Source organism: Nocardiopsis sp. CNT312 (assembly GCF_000515115.1).
Lineage (GTDB): Bacteria > Actinomycetota > Actinomycetes > Streptosporangiales > Streptosporangiaceae > Nocardiopsis.
In genome coordinates, this window is sequence record NZ_AZXF01000016.1 from 133,875 (window position 1) to 151,686 (window position 17,812).

Sequence of the window (17,812 nt, forward strand, 5' to 3'; positions counted from 1 at the left end):
CCACCGCGTTCGCCGCCGTGAAGCCCGACAGACGACCCATCGCAACCTGGTTTAGACCAATCCATCCCACAAAAGCTCTAGAGTGAGTCCCGTGACACGTCGAGCAAAGATCGTCGCGACCCTCGGCCCCGCCACCTCGAGCCCGGACACCCTCCGCGCGCTCGTCGAAGCCGGCCTGGACGTAGCGCGACTCAACCTCAGCCACGGAACCCACGACGACCACCGGGCCAACCTCGCCCGGCTACGCGAGGCCTCCGAAGCCGCCGGACGCGCCGTCGGCGTCCTGGCCGACCTCCAAGGCCCCAAGATCCGCCTCGGCACCTTCGCCGACGGCTCCGCCGAACTCGCCCCCGGCGACGAGTTCACCATCACCACCGACGACATCCCCGGAAACGCCGACCGCGTCTCCACCACCTACAAGAACCTCCCCGGCGACGTCCGCCCCGGAGACCGCGTCCTCATCGACGACGGCCGCATCGCCCTCGAATGCACCAAGACCACCGCCACCGACGTCCACACCCGCGTCATCCACGGCGGCCCCGTCTCCAACCACAAGGGACTCAACCTCCCCGGCGTCGCCGTCAGCGTCCCCGCACTCACCGACAAAGACGAGAAAGACCTCCGCTGGGCCCTGCACGAAGGCGTCGACATGGTCGCCCTCTCCTTCGTCCGCAGCCCCGCCGACGCTGAAGAGTGCCACCGCATCATGGACGAAGAGGGCATCACCGTCCCCCTCATCGCCAAGGTCGAGAAACCCCAAGCCGTGGAACGCCTCCACGACATCATCGAGGTCTTTGACGGCGTCATGGTCGCCCGCGGCGACCTCGGTGTCGAACTCCCCCTCGAAAACGTCCCCATGGTGCAAAAACGCGCTATCGAACGCTGCCGCGACAAGGCCAAACCCGTCATCGTCGCCACCCAGATGCTCGAATCCATGATCAGCGCCCCCCGGCCCACCCGCGCCGAGGCCTCCGACGTCGCCAACGCCGTCCTCGACGGTGCCGACGCCGTCATGCTCTCCGGCGAGACCAGCGTCGGAAAATACCCCGTCGAAACCGTCCAGACCATGGCCCGCATCGTCGGCGCCGCCGAACAGGAATCCCTGCGGGCCTCGCACATCCTCAACCGGGTGCCCGAGACCACCGGCGGAGCCATCGCCCGCGCCGCCGCCGAGATCGGCGCCACCGTCGGAGCCAAGGCCCTCGTCGCCTTCACCATGTCCGGCGAGACCGCCCGGCGCCTCGCCCGCTACCGCTCACCCATCCCGCTCCTGGCCTTCAGCACCGAGCACACCACCCGAGGCCTGCTCTCCCTCACCTGGGGCGTCCAGACCAGCCTCGTCCCCTGGGTCGACAACACCGACGACATGGTCCGCCAGGTCGAACACGAACTCCTGCGCCTGGGCGAGTACGCCAAGGGCGACAAGGTCGTCATCGTCGCCGGCAGCCCGCCCGGAACCGTGGGATCCACCAACTCCCTGCGTGTCCACAAGCTCGGCGACGCCGTCGCACTGAACAGCCAGTAGACACACCACAGCCGCACGGAAGGGCCCGGGGCGCCCCGCGCACCCGGAGAGGGAAGAAGGCCGCATCAGGTCCGGTGCTGAGAGGTCGAACAGGGCGTACGAGCCGCGCCCCCGGCCCCGCACCGGAACCGATGCGGCCAACGCGTACCCGGACCTACTTCTCCTGCCCCGAGGACACGCCGCCCTCCGAGACCACACGCTCCAACGGCATGTCCCACGGCAACAGGTTCCACGGACTCCGCGGATCCTCCGTCAACAGCCCCAGCGCCGTCCACACCCGGTCCGTGCCGCTCCTGTCGTCCACCACACCCTTGTCCGGCCACAGCAGATACCCCGCGTGGAACGCCACACACAACTGCCGCCACGACGAGTACCGCCGCTGGAGGTCCGACGCCACCCGCCGCAGCAGCGACTGCGCCTCGCCCGGACTCAGCCAGTCCAGCGTCGCACCCGCACACACCATCCGGATGACGTGCACCGACTTCCACCACTGGTAGGCACCCACCACCACGGTCCGGCCCCCGTCCCCGGAGACACCCTCCACCGTGTCGGAACCGGAGGCGACGGAAGCACCGGGAACCGTCGTGACCGTCCGCAGCCGTTCCACCTGCTCCGCCGACAGCCGCACACTCCGGCCGGCCTCCCCGCCGCCCCGCCCCCGGGGCAGGCGCGGGCGCGCCTCACCCGCCTCCAGGTCGATGACCATGTCCAGGGTGGGGGTCGTGCGCAGCTCCTCCTGGAGCGACTCCACCGCGGCCAGCAGCGACGTCCGGTCGGTCACCCGCCACTCCAGCTCCAGCATGCGCCGGTAGCCGCGGCGCAGGGAGGGGCGCACCAGCACGTCCCAGGGTTCGGCGACCGCCACACGGTAGGGGGCGGCCACGGCGGCGGCCCAGCGCTCGGTGCTCAACGGGCCGTCGGGGTCCTTGGCCCGGAGCGTGGGGGCCTCGCGGGAGCCGATGACCAGCTCGGCGAAGGAGCCGGCGGCCAGGGCCACGGCCGGGAGGAACGACCAGAACGGCTGGTCGAGGGCGACGAGGACGACCGTGAGGAGGGCGAGGGGCGCCAGTAGCCAGGGCTGGCGGCGCCGGGAACCCCAGGCCACGACGACCCAGGTACCGATGACGAACGCGCCGATCACCCCGGCGATCGCGGTCAGCACCCGTTGCTCCTCTCAATGGGTGTCCTGTCTGCACCACCAGGATGGGTGACGGAACGGGGCCCGGAAGCCCGAACCCGCGGGTTGTACCCAGGTTGTGGCCGGGATGTGACCGGTTCAGCCCACTCGTCCCTTCGGAAAGTGACAAAAAGTCCAATCGGGGTGGAACTGGCCGGGTGGATACAGCGGTTCTGGGCGAGGCGTTCCGAAACGGGGGTGCGGGCCCGCGCGTGGTGGGTGGGGGATCGAGAGGGCGGGACCCGTCAGGAGTCAGGCGAGAGGGTCAGTGTTTGGGCCCGACGAAGGCGTCCCTCCGTGCGACGGCGTCCTTGCGCGAGACCGACACGGCCTTGGCGTCGCGGGCAGTGGATTCCCGTTTGTTGACGTGGGACTTCCAGGCGATCCCCAGTTGCTCCAGGTGTCGGTGAGGATCCCGACGAGGTCCGTCGACACGTTGGTGGAGTGGTAGCGCGGGTAGTCGTAGTACTTCCACGTGCCTCGGAGCATACGCCGTACACGGTTGGTCACCCGGCATCCGTCGGAGTGGATGAGGCCCCGTATGAAGGCTTCGGGCTGTTCGGTGACGATCTCCTGCTGCCAGGGCTCCAACGCGATGGTCCGCTCGTGCTTCTTGCCCGGCCCGTGCTGGGGGAAGACGCAGGGCCAGTGCTTAGAGGTCGCCTTGATCTCCGTGCACCCCTCGCGCTGGACCATGAACACACCAACGGGGAAGACAGCTCCCAGCGCCGCTTCGCAGTAGGCGATGAGCTGCGGGTAGCGCTTGTCGTAGAAGATCGATAGGGCGTAGACCCCGCGCCTGCCGCGGGTGATGCGGCCGTCTCGAGGTAGGCGCCGAGCAGGTAGGCGTAGGCCTCGTGGTGCAGTGATCCGCTGGAGCACCTCGGGCAGTAGGTCGTGTGGTCGGCGCGGCGTGCTTCGGTGGCGGGGCTACGGCGGTTGCCGTAGCGCCAGTGCCGGATGGCTTGGACGGAGACGCCGCACTGGGCGGCGATGGCTTTGTCGGTCAGACCTTGGGCTTTGGGCCGGAAGGTCTCGTCAACGATCTCGCGTGCGTACATGGCGTGAAGCATCGATCACGCGTACGACAAACGATGGCTCTGGGTGATGTTGCTTTCACACATGCGAAGAGCCGCCCGTGGGCGGCTCTTCGAAAGGGTGCCGGAAGTGGGATTCGAACCCACAATCCCTTGCGGGCGGAGGTGTTTGAGACCTCTGCGTATGCCTTTCCGCCATTCCGGCATATTTTATCCGTTTTGTCTGGACTTGGGTGGGGGTGGGTTCCCCTGCCGAGTCTGCTCGGCTCCGTCAACGTTGGCGTCACGATTGACGAGGTTTGCCGAACCCGACGTCCAACATCGTAGCGGATCTCGGTAACCTCGTGTACGTGACGACGACGCAGAGCCGCGTGGTGATCGCGGAAGACGAGGCCCTGATCCGCCTGGACCTCAAGGAGATGTTGGAAGAGGACGGCTACGACGTCGTCGGCGAGGCCGGTGACGGCGAGACGGCTATTCGTCTCGCCCAGGAGCTCAGGCCCGACCTGGTGATCACCGACATCAAGATGCCGGTACTCGACGGCCTCTCCGCCGCCGAGCGCATCGCGGGGGAGCGGATCGCTCCCGTCGTGATCCTCACCGCCTTCTCACAGCGCGAACTGGTGGAGCGGGCGCGTGAGGCCGGGGCCATGGCCTACCTGGTCAAGCCCTTCAGCAAGTCGGACCTGGTGCCGGCGATCGAGATGGCCGTCTCGCGCTACGCGGAGCTGTCCGCCCTGGAGGCGGAGGTGGGCAGCCTCCAGGAGCGCCTGGAGACGCGCAAGCTCGTCGAGCAGGCGAAGGGGTTGCTCCAGGGTCGCCACGGCATGAGCGAGCCCGAGGCCTTCCGGTGGATCCAGAAGAACTCCATGGACCGCCGGCTGACCATGCGCAAGGTCGCCGAGACGGTGATCGAGACGCTCGGCGGCCAGCAGGGCTGACCCGATTGGAACCCCCGACGGACACGGGGCCGCATCCCACCGGGTGCGGTACCGTGTCCGTTTCGTCTGGGTGGCGGTTGTGAAAACTGACGATGGCGTTCGTGTTGACGCATGTTCGGGTTAATGCGGCATATGTGCCGGTTCGATCTCATTTGCGCACGATGGGGTGACGGTTGGATCACGTGGTCTGAGCGGGGCTGAACGGCCAGGCTAAATCGGGCTAAACTCACCCAACCGAACAGCTTTGGACAACGGTGCTGCATGCATGCATTCGGTACCGATCAACCCTCCGATGCGCAAGGAGCGCGCGTGCGCACACGTTTCGTGACCGTGCTGCTCGCCCTGATCACCGCGATCCTGGTGATCCCCGGGCAGGCGGCGACGGCAGACGAACAGGGCGGTGAGGGGCTGCACGGTCAGATCACCCGACCGGAAGACAGGGATCACGGTGTCGAGGGCATCGTGATCTCCGTCTTTCAGGGGGGTGACGAGATCGCGGCGGCCGAGACCGGCCCTGATGGAATGTGGGAAGTGGAACTGCCCGAACCCGGGGAGTACCGCGTCGTGGTGGACCAGGAGTCCATCCCCAGCGAGTTCGCCGTGCGGGAGACCGCGCTCGTGGTCGACGGTGAGGCGGCCGTCACGGTCGACGCCGGTGACCGGCGGCCCCTGATCGTCGCCCTGATTCCGGCGGACGAGGCCGCCGGGTCGGGTTCTCCCTCGCCCTCCGAGAGCGGGGAGGCCGAGCCCTCCGAGAGCGGCGGGGAGACCGCAGCCGAAGGCGAGTCGCTCGCGGCCGAGTCGGTCGAAGGCGGCTTCGGTGAGCGGTTCGCCCAACTCGGGGTGAAGGGTCTCATCTACGGCCTGGTCATCGCGATCTCCGCGATCGGGCTCTCCCTGATCTTCGGCACGACGAAGATGATCAACTTCGCCCACGGCGACATGGTCACCTTCGGTGCGATGGTCGCCCTGCTGTTCAGCACGGGAGCGTCGGGGACGGGCAACGCCCTGCTGGCGCTCTTCCTGGCGCTGGCCGTCGCCGTGGCCCTGGGGGCCTTCCTCGAGACTCGGATCGGGCGCACCGCGCTGCTGCTCGGGCAGTGGTCGGCCATCCTCCTCGGCGTCGTGGCGGCCACGGTGCTGGGCCTGATGGGCGACGCGGTGGGCTGGCAGGTGCCCCTGTGGGGGGCGGCGGTGATCGCCGTCCTGCTGGGCGCGGTGCTGGGTGCCGGGATGGAGCGTTACATCTGGCGTCCGCTGCGGCACCGCAACGTGGCGCTGATCCAGATGTTCATCGTCTCGATCGGGCTGGCGCTGGTGCTGCGGCACGTGATCCTGGTGGTCTTCGGGGTCGGGCGCAGCCAGTACGCGGGTTACCAGATCCAGGACCTGATCGACCTGGGGCCGATCTCGCTGCCGCCGCGCGACCTGGTGATCATGGGGCTTTCGGTGCTGGTCCTGGTGGCGGTGGCGTGCATGCTGCAGTTCACCCGGATCGGCAAGGCGATGCGTGCGGTGTCGGACAACCGGGACCTGTCGGAGTCGTCGGGCATCGACGTGGACCGGGTGACCCTGTACGTGTGGGGGCTCGGCGGCGGTCTGGCGGCGCTGGGCGGTGTGCTCTACGGCCTGAGCGAGATCGTGGAGTACGAGATGGGCTTCCGGCTGCTGCTGCTGATGTTCGCGGCGGTGATCCTGGGCGGTCTCGGGACGGCCTACGGCGCGATGGTCGGCGGTCTGGCGGTCGGCCTGGTGGCCATGCTGTCCACTTTGTGGTTCCCGTCGCAGCTCATGCAGGCATGGGCTCTGGCGCTGATGATCCTCATGCTGCTGTTCAGGCCCCAGGGTCTGCTCGGTCGGCGCGAGCGGGTCGGCTAGGAGAGACAGACGATGGATATTCTTTCGATCCTCGCCGATTCCACGCGTTCGGCGTTCGGTCCGGTGGCGGCGGTGTACGCACTCGCGGCGATCGGCCTCAATCTGCACTTCGGGTACACGGGTCTGCTGAACTTCGGGCAGGTCGGGTTCATGCTGGTGGGCGCCTACGGTGTCGGTATCAGTGTGTCGGTGTTCCAGTTGCCGGTGCTGGTGGGTTTCGGTATCGGTCTGCTGTGTGCGCTGGTGCTGGCGCTGCTGCTGGGTATCCCGACGCTGCGGTTGCGGGCGGACTACCTGGCGATCACGACGATCGCCGCGGGTGAGGTCATCCGGCTGATCTACCGGGCGGATTTCGTGGAGCCGCTGACCGGCGGCGTGTTCGGCATGCAGAACCTGGCGAGCGGGTTCCGGCGGTTCAACCCGTTCGAGTCGAGTGCCCGCTACGGGTTCGGCGACATCACGTACACGGGGACACACCTGTGGACGATGGTGGTGACGTGGTCGCTGGTGCTGGTGATGGTCGGCGTGGTGTGGCTGCTGATGCACAGCCCGTGGGGGCGTGTCATCAAGGGCATCCGCGAGGACGAGGAGGCGGTGCGCAGCCTCGGCAAGGACGTCTTCACCTACAAGATGCAGGTGCTGGTGCTGGGCGGTCTGATCGGTGCGCTGGCCGGCTGCATGATGGCGATGCACCAGGCGGCGATCCAACCGGACCAGTTCAAGCCGCAGGTGACCTTCTTCCTGTGGGTGATCCTGCTGCTGGGCGGTGCGGGCCGGGTGTTCGGGCCGGTGCTGGGCGCGATGGCGTTCTGGTTCCTGATGGACTTCACCGACGGTGTGCTGCGGGGCATGGGTTCGATGGGCTGGCTGCCCTTCCTGGACAGTCCGGACTACGGTGCGCTCCAGTTGGCCTTCGCGGGTCTGATGCTGGTGCTGCTGATCGTGTTCCGTCCGCAGGGCCTCATCGGCGACCGCAAGGAGATGCTGATCAATGTCAAGTGACGAGACGGTGGCCGACCGGATGGCGGGCGCGGCGGCCGCGCCCGGTTCGGCGAAGGCCGATCCGATCCTGGTGGCCGACGGTGTGCGGCGTTCGTTCGGCGGCCTGACGGCTGTGGACGTGGGGCACCTGGAGGTGCAGCGCGGCACGATCACGGCGCTGATCGGCCCCAACGGTGCGGGCAAGTCGACGCTGTTCAACCTGCTCACCGGGTTCGACCGGGTGGACCAGGGGACGTGGTCGTTCGACGGGCGGCGGATCAGCGGCAAGCGGGGCCACCAGGTGGCCCGGGCCGGGATGGTGCGGACGTTCCAGTTGACGAAGGCCCTGACACGTCTTTCTGTGCTCGACAACATGCTCTTGGGTGCTACGGGCCAGTTCGGTGAGGGAATAGCCGGTGCGTTCCTGCGCCCGGTCTGGCAGCGGCAGGAGCGGGCGAACACGGAGCGGGCGCTGGAGCTGCTGGAGCGGTTCAAGCTGATCGCCAAGCGCGACGACATGGCCGGCTCCCTGTCGGGGGGTCAGCGCAAGCTGTTGGAGATGGCGCGTGCGCTGATGACCGATCCGGACATGATCATGCTGGACGAGCCGATGGCGGGGGTGAACCCGGCGCTGGTGCAGTCGCTGCTGGGGCACATCACGTCGTTGCGCGACGAGGGCAAGACGGTGCTGTTCGTGGAGCACGACATGGACGTGATCATGGGGATCAGCGACTGGATCGTGGTTCTGGCGCAGGGCCAGGTGATCGCGGAGGGGCGTCCGTCTGACATCCGTTCGAACCAGCAGGTGATCGACGCCTATCTGGGCTCCCCTGAGGAGGGCTGACGATGAGTGGGAACGGGGACTCGAAGCCGGGTACCGACGAGGCCGCCGACGCGGTGGAGGCGGAGCGGCCGGTGGCGGCCGTCGGTGGGCCGGAGGACTACCTGCTGTTGGCGAAGGACCTGGTGGCGGGGTACGTGCCGGGGGTGAACATCCTCAACGGGTGCACCCTGACCCTGTCCGAGGGCGAGGTCGTGGCGATCATCGGCCCCAACGGGGCGGGCAAGTCGACGCTGATCAAGACGGTGTTCGGCCTGATCCCGGTGCGTGAGGGCGCTCTGACGCTGCGGGGGTCGTCGATCGCGGGTCTGGCGGCGCACAGCCTGGTGGAGCGGGGGGTGGGCTACGTTCCGCAGACGCAGAACGTGTTCCCGTCGCTGACGATCGAGGAGAACCTCCAGATGGGGGTGTACCTGCGTCCGAGGACGTTCGGCACGCGGTTCGCGGTGGTCTCGGAGCTGTTCCCGCTGCTGGGGGAGCGGCGCAAGGCGAAGGCGGGGTCGCTGTCGGGCGGCGAGCGCCAGATGGTGGCGATGGGCCGGGCGCTGATGATGGATCCCTCGGTGCTGCTGCTGGACGAGCCGACGGCCGGTCTGTCGCCGATCTACCAGGAGGAGGTCTTCCAGCGGGTCAAGGAGGTCAACTCCACGGGTGTGTCGGTGGTGATGGTGGAGCAGAACGCCCGCCGCTGCCTGCAGATCTGCGACCGCGGGTACGTGCTGGACCAGGGCCGCAACGCCTACACGGGGACCGGCGGCGAGCTGTTGAACGACCCGAACGTGATCGAGCTGTACCTGGGGACGCTGGCCAGGGACTGATCCGGTGCATGCGGAGGGGGCGGGACCCGGGAGGGCTCCGCCCCCTCCGCGTGTGTGCGGTGCGGCGGACGTCGGCTCCGGAGCGCACGGGGACAGGGCGGCGCCCCGGGACGGACGGTGTCCCGGGGCGCCTTTCTCATGCGGTGATCAGCATCAGGGTGTGATCAGCGGTTGGTCAGTCGTTGAGGGAGTGCTCCTCGTAGGCGAGGACCTCGTGGCTGCCGTCGTCTCCGTAGTGGAAGATCTCGAAGGTGGCGGCGGCGGGGTCGCCGTTGTCGTCGAAGTCGATGTTGCCGCTGACGCCCTGGTAGTCGATCTCCTCGCCCTCGGCGATGAGGTCGCGGCACTCGGTGAAGCTGGTGCACTCGGTGCCCTCGGGGCGGCTGACGTTGCCGAGCTCCTCGACGTAGACCGAGGGGTCGGTGCTGCCGGCGGCCTCGGCGGCCAGGGCGATCACGGTGACGCAGTCGAAGACCTGCGGGGCGAACTGGAAGTTCTCCAGGTCGGGGTTGAACTCCGCCAGACCGTTGGCGAACTCCTCGTTCTCGGCGCTGGGGGCGAGGCCGGTGATGCCGGCGACGTCCTCCGGGGCGTCGGCGTTGACCTTCGAACCGAGCTCGGTGTCGTTGAGGCCGTCGGTGATGAAGAGCTGTTCGCCCTCGAGGCCGCCCTCCAGGAGGCCGCCGATGACCTGGGCGCCCTCTTCGAAGGCGATGAGCGCGACGGCGTCGGGCTCACCGTCGGAGACGGCGTCGACGACCGAGTCGAAGGTGGTGGCGTCGGGGTCGTAGGTCTCGTTGACGGAGACCTCGGCGCCCAGGTTCTCCAGTTCGGCCTGGAGGGTCTCGGCGTAGCCGGCGCCGTAGTCGTCGGCGCGGGCGACGATGCCGACGGAGACGTGGCCGGCCTCGACGATCTTGCGGGCCATGACGACCGCGGAGAGCAGGTCGCTGGGGGCGGTGCGGTAGTAGTAGCCGCCGTCGTCGATGTCGCTGAGGACGGCGCCGGTGTTGGAGCCGGAGCACTGGACGATCTCGGACCCGGTGATGGTGTCGTAGGTCGCCTGGGTCATGCCGGTGGCGGCGGCGCCGATGACGGCGTCGACTCCGTCGGCGACCAGGGCGTTGGCGGCCTCGTTGGCCTGGGCGGCGTCGCCCGCCTCGTCGCCTTCGAGGAGGTCGGGGACCTCGGTGCCGAGGATGCCGCCGGCCTCGTTGATCTGGGAGATCGCGTACTGGGCGCCGGTCACCTGGGGCGGGCCGAGGAAGGCGAGGCTGCCGCTCTGCGGGTAGAGGATGCCGAAGTTGAATTCCTCGCCGCTGCCGGAGGCGGTGTCGTCGCTGCCGCCTTCTTCGCTGCCTCCGGCACACGCCGAGAGCCCGAGAACCAGGGCGGCGGCTGCGGCGGTGAAGCCCAGGAGCTTCTCTCTTGCCATGTTCGTGGTCACTCCGTTCAACTGCGTCCTGTATGCCCGCGGTGTATGGCATTGCTTGCCGAGGGACGTTAGCGGAGCTTAATCACGAATGTTCCGGGCGTGGAAGCGGCGTTCACCCGTTGGTGCCGACTCGCTGTCAGGACGTTATGCCTCTGTAGTCATCGCTGGTAAACGGGCGTCTGTGTCATACGACGGTAACGTGACGATATGTCGCGGGTTTCGGCCATGGCAAAGCACGGCCGTCCAAGGACCGGGCCTGCGGTGGTGGTGGCGGTCACCGCTGAGGCGGTTCGATCAGCATGCAGGTGAGCCGGGAGGTGCACACCTTCCGGTCCTGGTCATCGGTGATGGCGATGTCCCAGGTGGCGAGGGTGCGGCCCAAGTGGACGGGGGTGGCGGTTCCGGTCACGTGACCCTCGGTGGCGGAGCGGTGGTGGGTGGCGTTGATCTCGATGCCCACGGCGACGCGCCCGGACTTCGCGGCGTGCAAGGTGGAGCCGACGGAGCCGAGGGATTCGGCGAGTACGCAGGAGGCGCCGCCGTGCAGGAGGCCGAAGGGCTGGTGGTTGCCCCTGACGGGCATTCGGCCGACCACGCGTTCGGTGGAGGCCTCGGTGACCTCGATGCCCATGGTCTCGCTGAGGCTGCCCGTGAGCGCTTCGGCCATGGAGCCGAGGGACAGGGCCTGGGATTCGGTGGTCATGCGGTGCCTTTCGGTGTGTGGCGCGCCTGCTCGGCTGCGGACTGTCGGTTCCGCATCCTAGGATTCACCTGTGGTGACCAAGCGAGAGACCCCCGACCAGACCAAGCGCCCCCGACTCCTGCTGCTGGACGGCCATTCGATGGCCTTCCGAGCGTTCTTCGCGCTGCCGGCGGACAAGTTCGGGACCAGTACCGGGCAGTCGACGAACGCGATCTACGGGTTCGCGTCGATGCTGGTCAAGCTGTTGCGGGATGAGGAGCCCACGCACGTGGCGGTGGCGTGGGACCTGTCGGGTCCCACGTTCCGGGACGAGGAGTACGACGGCTACAAGGGTGGACGTTCGGAGACCCCTCCCGAATTCCCCTCGCAGGTGCCGCTCACCCAGGACCTGATGCGGCTGGTGGGCGTGGCCAACCTCTCGGCTCCGGGGTTCGAGGCGGACGACGTCATCGCGACGCTGGCCCACCGGGGCGGCGAGGCGGGGATGGAGGTGCTCATCGCCTCCGGTGACCGGGACGCCTTCCAGTTGGTGACCGGTGACTGCACGGTGCTGTACCCGGGCAAGAGCCTGTCGGACCTGCGGCGGATGACGCCGGAGGCGGTCGAGGAGAAGTACGCGGTGCCGCCCGAGCGGTACCGGGACCTGGCCGCCCTTGTGGGGGAGAAGGCCGACAACCTGCCGGGCGTGCCGGGCGTGGGTCCCAAGACCGCGGCGAAGTGGCTCGCCAAGTACGGGTCGCTGGAGGAGCTGGTGGCCCGGGCCGACGAGGTGGCCGGCAAGGCGGGGCAGAACCTGCGGGACCACCTGGACGACGTGCTGCGCAACCACCGGCTGAACCGGTTGGTGACCGATGTGGACCTGGGCGTGGACGTGGCGGACCTGGCGGTGGGCGAGGCCGACAGGGCCGGTGTGGACGCGCTCTTCGACAACCTGGAGTTCGCCTCCAACCTGCGGGAGCGGCTGTACGCGGTGATCCGCACCGGGCGGGAGGAGGAGCCCGCCGGGGGCGCGGAGGGCTTCGAGGTCGAGTTGACGGTCGCGGACACCGGCGGCCTGGCCGCCTGGCTGGCCGGGCACGCGGGGCGGGACCTGTCCGGGTCGGCGCCCGCGGGTGTGGCGGTCGACGGCTCGTGGGGCGGGGGGACCGGCCGGGTCGACGCCCTGGCGGTGGCGGTGCCCGGCGGCGGCGCCGTGTACGTGGACCCGCGGCTCCTGGGCCCCGAGGACGAGGAGGCGCTGGCGGCGTTCCTGGCCGACGCGGACGTGCCGAAGGCGGTGCACGGGGCCAAGGGCGCCGCGCTGGCGCTGGGCGCGCACGGCTGGAAGCTGGGCGGGGTGGTCAGCGACACCGCACTGGCGGCGTACCTGGTGCAGCCCGGTCAGCGCAGGTTCGACCTGGCCGACCTGGTCCGCAGGTATCTGGGCCGGGAACTGGAGGAGTCCGAGGGCGGCGGCCAGATGGCGCTGGATCTGGACGACGGCGGGGACCAGGGCGCGCTGGCGGTGCGGGCGGCGGCCGTTCGGGACCTGGCGGGGGTGCTGGCCGCGAGGCTGGAGGAGCGCGGCGGGGGCCATCTGCTGCGCGATGTGGAGCTTCCGCTGGTGGGTGTGCTGGCCCGAATGGAGCGTGCGGGGATCGCGGCGGACCTGGAGTACCTGGAGGGGCTCCAGGGCGAGTTCGCGGCGCAGGCGCGCGCCGCGGTGGAGCGGGCGCACGAGGTGGTGGGCCGGGAGTTCAACCTGGGCAGCCCCAAGCAGTTGCAGCAGGTGCTCTTCGAGGAATTGGAGCTGCCCCGGACCAAGAAGATCAAGACGGGCTACACCACCGACGCCGACGCGCTGGCGTGGCTGGCGGCGCAGACGGACAACGAGTTGCCGGGGGTGCTGCTGCGCCACCGGGACCAGACGAAGCTGCGGACGACGGTGGAGGGCCTGATCAAGACGGTCGGCGACGACGGTCGTATCCACACGACCTTCAACCAGACGGTGGCTGCGACGGGCCGGCTGAGCTCCACGGACCCGAACCTGCAGAACATCCCGGTGCGGACGGACGTGGGGCGCAGGATCCGGCGGGCGTTCGTGGTGGGCGAGGGCTTCGAGGAGCTGCTGACCGCGGACTACAGCCAGATCGAGCTGCGGATCATGGCGCACCTATCGGGGGAGAAGGCGCTCATCGACGCGTTCAACAGCGGCTACGACTTCCACGCGCAGATGGCGTCGCAGGTGTTCGGTGTGCCGGTGGAGGAGGTGGACGGCCAGGCCCGGTCCAGGATCAAGGCGATGAGCTACGGCCTGGCCTACGGGTTGAGCGCCTACGGCCTGTCCCAACAGCTCGGGATCGCCCCGGACGAGGCGAAGAAGCTGATGGAGGACTACTTCGCGGTGTTCGGCGGGGTGCGCGACTACCTGCACGAGGTGGTGGAGGAGGCGCGCCGGGCCGGGTACACCGAGACGATCCTGGGGCGGCGCCGCTACCTGCCGGACCTGACCAGCGACCAGCGCCAGCGCCGGGAGATGGCGGAGCGGATGGCGCTCAACGCCCCGATCCAGGGGTCGGCCGCCGACATCATCAAGGTGGCGATGCTCCAGGTGGACGCGGCGCTGTCCGAGGGAGGGTTCGCCTCGCGGGTGTTGTTGCAGGTGCACGACGAGCTCGTGGTGGAGATCGCCCCGGGGGAGCGCGAGCGGGTGGAAAACCTGGTGTCGCACGAGATGGGGTCGGCCTATGATCTGCGTGTGCCGCTGGCGGTGTCGGTCGGCAGCGGGCAGAACTGGTACGAGGCCGCTCATTAGTGTTTCTCCGCACTTCCCCGCCACCGTCCTCAACGGACGCCTGGCGGCGCGGTCGGGGTTGTGAGATGGCGGCGAGGGAGGTGTGCGCGATGGTGGACGATCTCAGCGTCGGCTCGGTCACGGTGCCCTCCGCCGACCTCGTGTGGCGGTTCTCCCGGTCCTCGGGGCCGGGCGGGCAGCACGTGAACACCTCCGACACCCGGGTGGCGCTGTCGTTGGACGTGGCCTCGTGCCGGGGGCTGGGGGAGACGCGCCGGCGGCGGGCCCTGGAGCGGTTGTCGGGGCGGCTGGTCGGCGGGGTGCTGACGGTGACGGTGCAGGAGCACCGGTCGCAGGCGCGCAACCGTGCCGAGGCACGGGAGCGGTTGGCGGAGCTCCTGGCGGAGGCGATGGCGCCGCCGGAGCCCCGACGGCGGCCCACGCGGCCGGGCCGGGCGGCGCGCCGACGGCGGGTGGAGGACAAGCGTCGTCGGGGCGATCTCAAGCGGTCCCGCTCGCGTCCGCCGCTGGACTGATTTTTTCCCGCCCGTTCGTCCGGAGCCCGTGCGGGGGCGGCTCCGCGGCCCGGCACCCGCGCGGACGTGGGCTGGCGCATGGTTGATCTTGACCCCTATGCTCGGGTAAATTGCCGCCAACGTGGCCTTGGCGGGCTTTCTCGGCCTGGGTTCGGATTGACCGGGACGCCCATGTCTCATATTCTGGCGGGAGCGTTGTGGGTTCGTGCGGTCGCGTGCCGTCTCCCGTGAGGGATCGGTGATCGTACCGCTTCGGTCAGCACTCTGGAACCCGGCGGCCGGTGGTCTCGGACGGTTTTCTCGTCCCGGTGTCCCTGGTTCTCTTCATCTGGATGGCGATCGGCGGGCTCGAACTCGCGGCGTGCCCATTTCCTGAACCTGTCCGTATCCGGAGTCCACCCACAAATGACGAGCAGCACCGAGGCCACCTCGACACCCCAGGTAGCGGTCGACGACATCGGGTCCGAGGAAGCCTTCCTCGCAGCGATCGACGAGACCATCAAGTACTTCAACGATGGTGACATTGTCGAGGGCACCATCGTGAAGGTCGATCGAGACGAGGTCTTGCTCGACATCGGCTACAAGACCGAGGGTGTCATCCCCTCCCGGGAGCTGTCGATCAAGCACGACGTCGACCCCGGCGAGGTCGTGGCCGTCGGCGACCAGGTCGAGGCCCTGGTCCTCCAGAAGGAGGACAAGGAGGGCCGCCTGATCCTGTCCAAGAAGCGCGCCCAGTACGAGCGCGCCTGGGGCACGATCGAGAAGATCAAGGAGGAGGACGGCGTCGTCACCGGCACCGTCATCGAGGTCGTCAAGGGCGGTCTCATCCTCGACATCGGCCTGCGCGGCTTCCTGCCCGCCTCCCTGGTCGAGATGCGCCGGGTCCGCGACCTGCAGCCCTACGTCGGCCGTGAGCTCGAAGCGAAGATCATCGAGCTGGACAAGAACCGCAACAACGTGGTCCTGTCCCGCCGCGCCTGGTTGGAGCAGACACAGTCCGAGGTGCGCCAGACGTTCCTCAACACCCTCCAGAAGGGCCAGATCCGCAAGGGCGTCGTCTCCTCGATCGTCAACTTCGGTGCCTTCGTGGACCTGGGCGGCGTCGACGGCCTGGTGCACGTCTCCGAGCTGTCCTGGAAGCACATCGACCACCCGAGCGAGGTCGTCGAGGTCGGCCAGGAGGTCACCGTCGAGGTCCTCGACGTCGACATGGAGCGCGAGCGCGTCTCCCTGTCGCTCAAGGCGACGCAGGAGGACCCCTGGCAGCAGTTCGCCCGCACGCACCAGATCGGCCAGGTCGTTCCCGGCAAGGTCACCAAGCTGGTACCGTTCGGTGCGTTCGTGCGCGTGGAGGAGGGCATCGAGGGCCTGGTCCACATCTCCGAGCTGGCCGAGCGCCACGTCGAGGTGCCCGAGCAGGTCGTCCAGGTCGGCACCGAGATCTTCGTCAAGATCATCGACATCGACCTTGAGCGCCGCCGCATCAGCCTGTCGCTGAAGCAGGCCAACGAGGCCGTCTCGCCCGACCAGGTGGACTTCGACCCCACCCTGTACGGCATGGCCGCCGACTACGACGAGCAGGGCAACTACAAGTACCCGGAGGGCTTCGACCCCGAGAGCGGCGAGTGGCTCGAGGGCTTCGAGGCGCAGCGGGACGAGTGGGAGCGCAGCTACGCCGAGGCGCAGGCCCGCTTCGAGGCGCACCGCAAGCAGGTCGAGGAGGCGCGTGCGGCCGAGGCCGACGCCGCCAACGCCCCGGCCGAGGAGGCCGAGGAGGAGTACACCGGTGGCGGCCAGGCCGCTCCGGTCTCCGAGACCGCCAGCAGCGGCGCGCTGGCCTCCGACGAGGCGCTGGCCGCCCTGCGCGAGAAGCTCGCGGGCGGCGACGCCTGATCGCGCTGAGGCGCTAGTACGGCTGTGAGGGGCCGTCCCCGGTTCGGGGGCGGCCCCTTCGCCTTGAGCGGGGGGGGCGGTGCGTGTGCAAGACTCGCGGTGCTGGACCCAGTGAGGAGGCGGTGTGTTCGACATCCGGCCGGCGGTTCCCGAGGACGCGGGGGAGCTCCTGACCGTGCAGCGCGCGGCGTTCGTCGACGAGGCGCAGGCCTGCGGCGACCCGTTTGTCCTGCCCCTCACGGAGGGTCTGGAGCGTATCGGGGGCCTTCTGCGCCAGCAGGACGTACTGGTGCTCAAGGCGGTCGAGGGCGGCCGGATCGTGGGGGCGGTGCGGGTGGGCGTGTCCGGGGCCAACGGGATCGTGAGCCGGCTGGCGGTGGTTCCGGACCGGCGGCGGCGGGGGATCGCGACGGCGCTGCTCACCCGGGGGGAGGAGGAGGTGCGGGCCCGCCGCCCCGAGGTGGCGTCACTGACGCTGTTCACCGGGGCGCAGAGCGCCCGGGAGCAGCGGCTGTACCGTGGCCGCGGGTTCGCGGTCACGCATCGGGAGAGGGTCGCCGACCACCTGGTGATGGTGCACATGCGCAAGGAGTTGACGGCGGTGTCCGCCGGGCCGTGGTGAGGACCCGGGGCGGGCGCGGCGGTAGCGGTGGCGGTGGTCTAGTGTTCCTCGCATGCTGAGAGTGGGACTCACCGGAGGGATCGGTTCCGGCAAGAGCGCGGTGTCGGCGGAGTTGGCGCGCCGGGGTGCGGTGGTCGTCGACGCCGACGCGATCGCGCGCGAGGTGGTCGAGCCGGGGACGGAGGGGCTGGCGGAGGTCGTCGCCGAGTTCGGCGAGGGTGTGCTGGCCCCCGACGGGGGACTGGACCGGGCACGGCTCGGGGAGATCGTCTTCTCCGACGGGGAGCGGCGCGCCCGGCTCAACGCGATCGTGCATCCGCGGGTGGCCGAGCGCAGCGCGGAGCTGATGGAGCGGGCGCGGGAGTCGGGAGCGGCGGTGGTGGTCTACGACGTCCCGCTGCTGGTGGAGAACGGTTTGGGGGGGCTCTACGACGTGGTGGTGGTCGTCGACGCCCCCGACGATGTGCGGGTGGAACGGGTGGCCGCCGACCGGGGGATGGCGCGCGAGCAGGTGTGGGCGCGGATCCGGGCGCAGGCGGGCCGGGAGGAGCGGCTGGCCGCCGCCGACCTGGTGGTGGACAACTCCGGTACCCGTGAGCAGCTCGCGGCCGGGGCCGGGGAGCTGTGGGAGGCTCTGCTCGCGCGGGCGTAA

At 69.3% G+C, this 17,812-nt stretch carries 14 protein-coding genes, 1 tRNA gene and 1 pseudogene; 11 read left to right on the forward strand and 5 right to left on the reverse strand.

Annotated features, from left to right (window positions below; all coding sequences use genetic code 11):
• Positions 1 to 91 precede the first annotated feature (91 nt).
• A complete protein-coding gene (pyk, locus tag B042_RS0107725; protein WP_028647812.1) occupies positions 92 to 1,525 on the forward strand; it encodes a pyruvate kinase in 1,434 nt (477 codons plus the stop codon).
• A gap of 154 nt (positions 1,526 to 1,679) precedes the next feature.
• Here the strand turns inward: pyk and B042_RS0107730 are convergent, their stop codons facing one another.
• From B042_RS0107730 to B042_RS0107735, 3 genes and pseudogenes are all read right to left on the reverse strand, one after another.
• Positions 1,680 to 2,687, reverse strand: coding sequence for a DUF1266 domain-containing protein (locus tag B042_RS0107730; RefSeq protein ID WP_028647813.1), 1,008 nt, complete (start codon positions 2,685 to 2,687; stop codon positions 1,680 to 1,682).
• A gap of 280 nt (positions 2,688 to 2,967) precedes the next feature.
• Positions 2,968 to 3,763 (reverse strand): annotated as a pseudogene (locus B042_RS26430) (transcriptional regulator).
• A gap of 98 nt (positions 3,764 to 3,861) precedes the next feature.
• Positions 3,862 to 3,944: transfer RNA gene (locus B042_RS0107735), tRNA-Leu, on the reverse strand.
• A gap of 166 nt (positions 3,945 to 4,110) precedes the next feature.
• Here B042_RS0107735 and B042_RS0107740 point away from each other — a divergent pair.
• The 5 genes from B042_RS0107740 (at position 4,111) to B042_RS0107760 (ending at position 9,198) form a co-directional block, all read left to right on the forward strand.
• Positions 4,111 to 4,680 (forward strand): ANTAR domain-containing response regulator, encoded by a 570-nt coding sequence (locus tag B042_RS0107740; protein ID WP_028647814.1) that lies wholly within the window; start codon positions 4,111 to 4,113, stop codon positions 4,678 to 4,680.
• Between the two features lie 309 nt (positions 4,681 to 4,989).
• Positions 4,990 to 6,558, forward strand: a complete 1,569-nt coding sequence (locus B042_RS0107745; protein ID WP_028647815.1) for a branched-chain amino acid ABC transporter permease — start codon at positions 4,990 to 4,992, stop codon at positions 6,556 to 6,558.
• Between the two features lie 12 nt (positions 6,559 to 6,570).
• Positions 6,571 to 7,560 (forward strand): branched-chain amino acid ABC transporter permease, encoded by a 990-nt coding sequence (locus tag B042_RS0107750; protein ID WP_028647816.1) that lies wholly within the window; start codon positions 6,571 to 6,573, stop codon positions 7,558 to 7,560.
• Positions 7,550 to 8,383: an ABC transporter ATP-binding protein gene (locus B042_RS0107755; protein ID WP_028647817.1), complete on the forward strand. Its 834-nt coding sequence runs from the start codon at positions 7,550 to 7,552 to the stop codon at positions 8,381 to 8,383. The genes B042_RS0107750 and B042_RS0107755 overlap by 11 nt, the downstream gene beginning before the upstream one ends.
• Positions 8,384 to 8,385: 2 nt before the next feature.
• Positions 8,386 to 9,198 carry an ABC transporter ATP-binding protein gene (locus B042_RS0107760; RefSeq protein WP_028647818.1) on the forward strand — a complete coding sequence of 271 codons (813 nt, stop codon included), beginning with the start codon at positions 8,386 to 8,388 and terminating at the stop codon, positions 9,196 to 9,198.
• A gap of 175 nt (positions 9,199 to 9,373) precedes the next feature.
• On the opposite strand, the gene B042_RS0107765 is transcribed toward B042_RS0107760, so the two are convergent.
• Both B042_RS0107765 and B042_RS0107770 read right to left on the reverse strand, forming a co-directional pair.
• Positions 9,374 to 10,633: an ABC transporter substrate-binding protein gene (locus B042_RS0107765; protein ID WP_036554255.1), complete on the reverse strand. Its 1,260-nt coding sequence runs from the start codon at positions 10,631 to 10,633 to the stop codon at positions 9,374 to 9,376.
• 274 nt (positions 10,634 to 10,907) lie between these two features.
• On the reverse strand, positions 10,908 to 11,336 hold the full coding sequence (locus tag B042_RS0107770) for a PaaI family thioesterase (protein ID WP_028647820.1): 429 nt from the start codon (positions 11,334 to 11,336) through the stop codon (positions 10,908 to 10,910).
• Positions 11,337 to 11,406: 70 nt separating this feature from the next.
• Between B042_RS0107770 and polA the strand changes: the two genes are divergently transcribed.
• The 5 genes from polA (at position 11,407) to coaE (ending at position 17,812) form a co-directional block, all read left to right on the forward strand.
• Complete coding sequence (gene polA, locus B042_RS0107775) at positions 11,407 to 14,130, forward strand: DNA polymerase I (protein ID WP_028647821.1); 2,724 nt, start codon at positions 11,407 to 11,409, stop codon at positions 14,128 to 14,130.
• An 89-nt stretch (positions 14,131 to 14,219) separates the two neighbouring features.
• Positions 14,220 to 14,645, forward strand: a complete 426-nt coding sequence (gene arfB, locus B042_RS0107780; RefSeq protein WP_028647822.1) for an alternative ribosome rescue aminoacyl-tRNA hydrolase ArfB — start codon at positions 14,220 to 14,222, stop codon at positions 14,643 to 14,645.
• 405 nt (positions 14,646 to 15,050) lie between these two features.
• Positions 15,051 to 16,538 carry a 30S ribosomal protein S1 gene (rpsA, locus tag B042_RS0107785; protein WP_028647823.1) on the forward strand — a complete coding sequence of 496 codons (1,488 nt, stop codon included), beginning with the start codon at positions 15,051 to 15,053 and terminating at the stop codon, positions 16,536 to 16,538.
• A 124-nt stretch (positions 16,539 to 16,662) separates the two neighbouring features.
• Positions 16,663 to 17,160, forward strand: a complete 498-nt coding sequence (locus B042_RS0107790; RefSeq protein ID WP_028647824.1) for a GNAT family N-acetyltransferase — start codon at positions 16,663 to 16,665, stop codon at positions 17,158 to 17,160.
• 52 nt (positions 17,161 to 17,212) lie between these two features.
• Positions 17,213 to 17,812 (forward strand): dephospho-CoA kinase, encoded by a 600-nt coding sequence (coaE, locus tag B042_RS0107795; protein ID WP_028647825.1) that lies wholly within the window; start codon positions 17,213 to 17,215, stop codon positions 17,810 to 17,812.

What these genes read in the sequence shown, in the direction of transcription:
- B042_RS0107760 (WP_028647818.1), top strand. Translation starts at nt 8,386, where the DNA reads ATGAGTGGGAACGGGGACTCGAAGCCGGGTACCGACGAGGCCGCCGAC.
- B042_RS0107755 (WP_028647817.1), top strand. Translation starts at nt 7,550, where the DNA reads ATGTCAAGTGACGAGACGGTGGCCGACCGGATGGCGGGCGCGGCGGCC.
- B042_RS0107750 (WP_028647816.1), top strand. Translation starts at nt 6,571, where the DNA reads ATGGATATTCTTTCGATCCTCGCCGATTCCACGCGTTCGGCGTTCGGT.
- B042_RS0107765 (WP_036554255.1), bottom strand. Translation starts at nt 10,633, where the DNA reads ATGGCAAGAGAGAAGCTCCTGGGCTTCACCGCCGCAGCCGCCGCCCTG.
- arfB (WP_028647822.1), top strand. Translation starts at nt 14,220, where the DNA reads ATGGTGGACGATCTCAGCGTCGGCTCGGTCACGGTGCCCTCCGCCGAC.
- coaE (WP_028647825.1), top strand. Translation starts at nt 17,213, where the DNA reads ATGCTGAGAGTGGGACTCACCGGAGGGATCGGTTCCGGCAAGAGCGCG.
- rpsA (WP_028647823.1), top strand. Translation starts at nt 15,051, where the DNA reads ATGACGAGCAGCACCGAGGCCACCTCGACACCCCAGGTAGCGGTCGAC.
- B042_RS0107770 (WP_028647820.1), bottom strand. Translation starts at nt 11,336, where the DNA reads ATGACCACCGAATCCCAGGCCCTGTCCCTCGGCTCCATGGCCGAAGCG.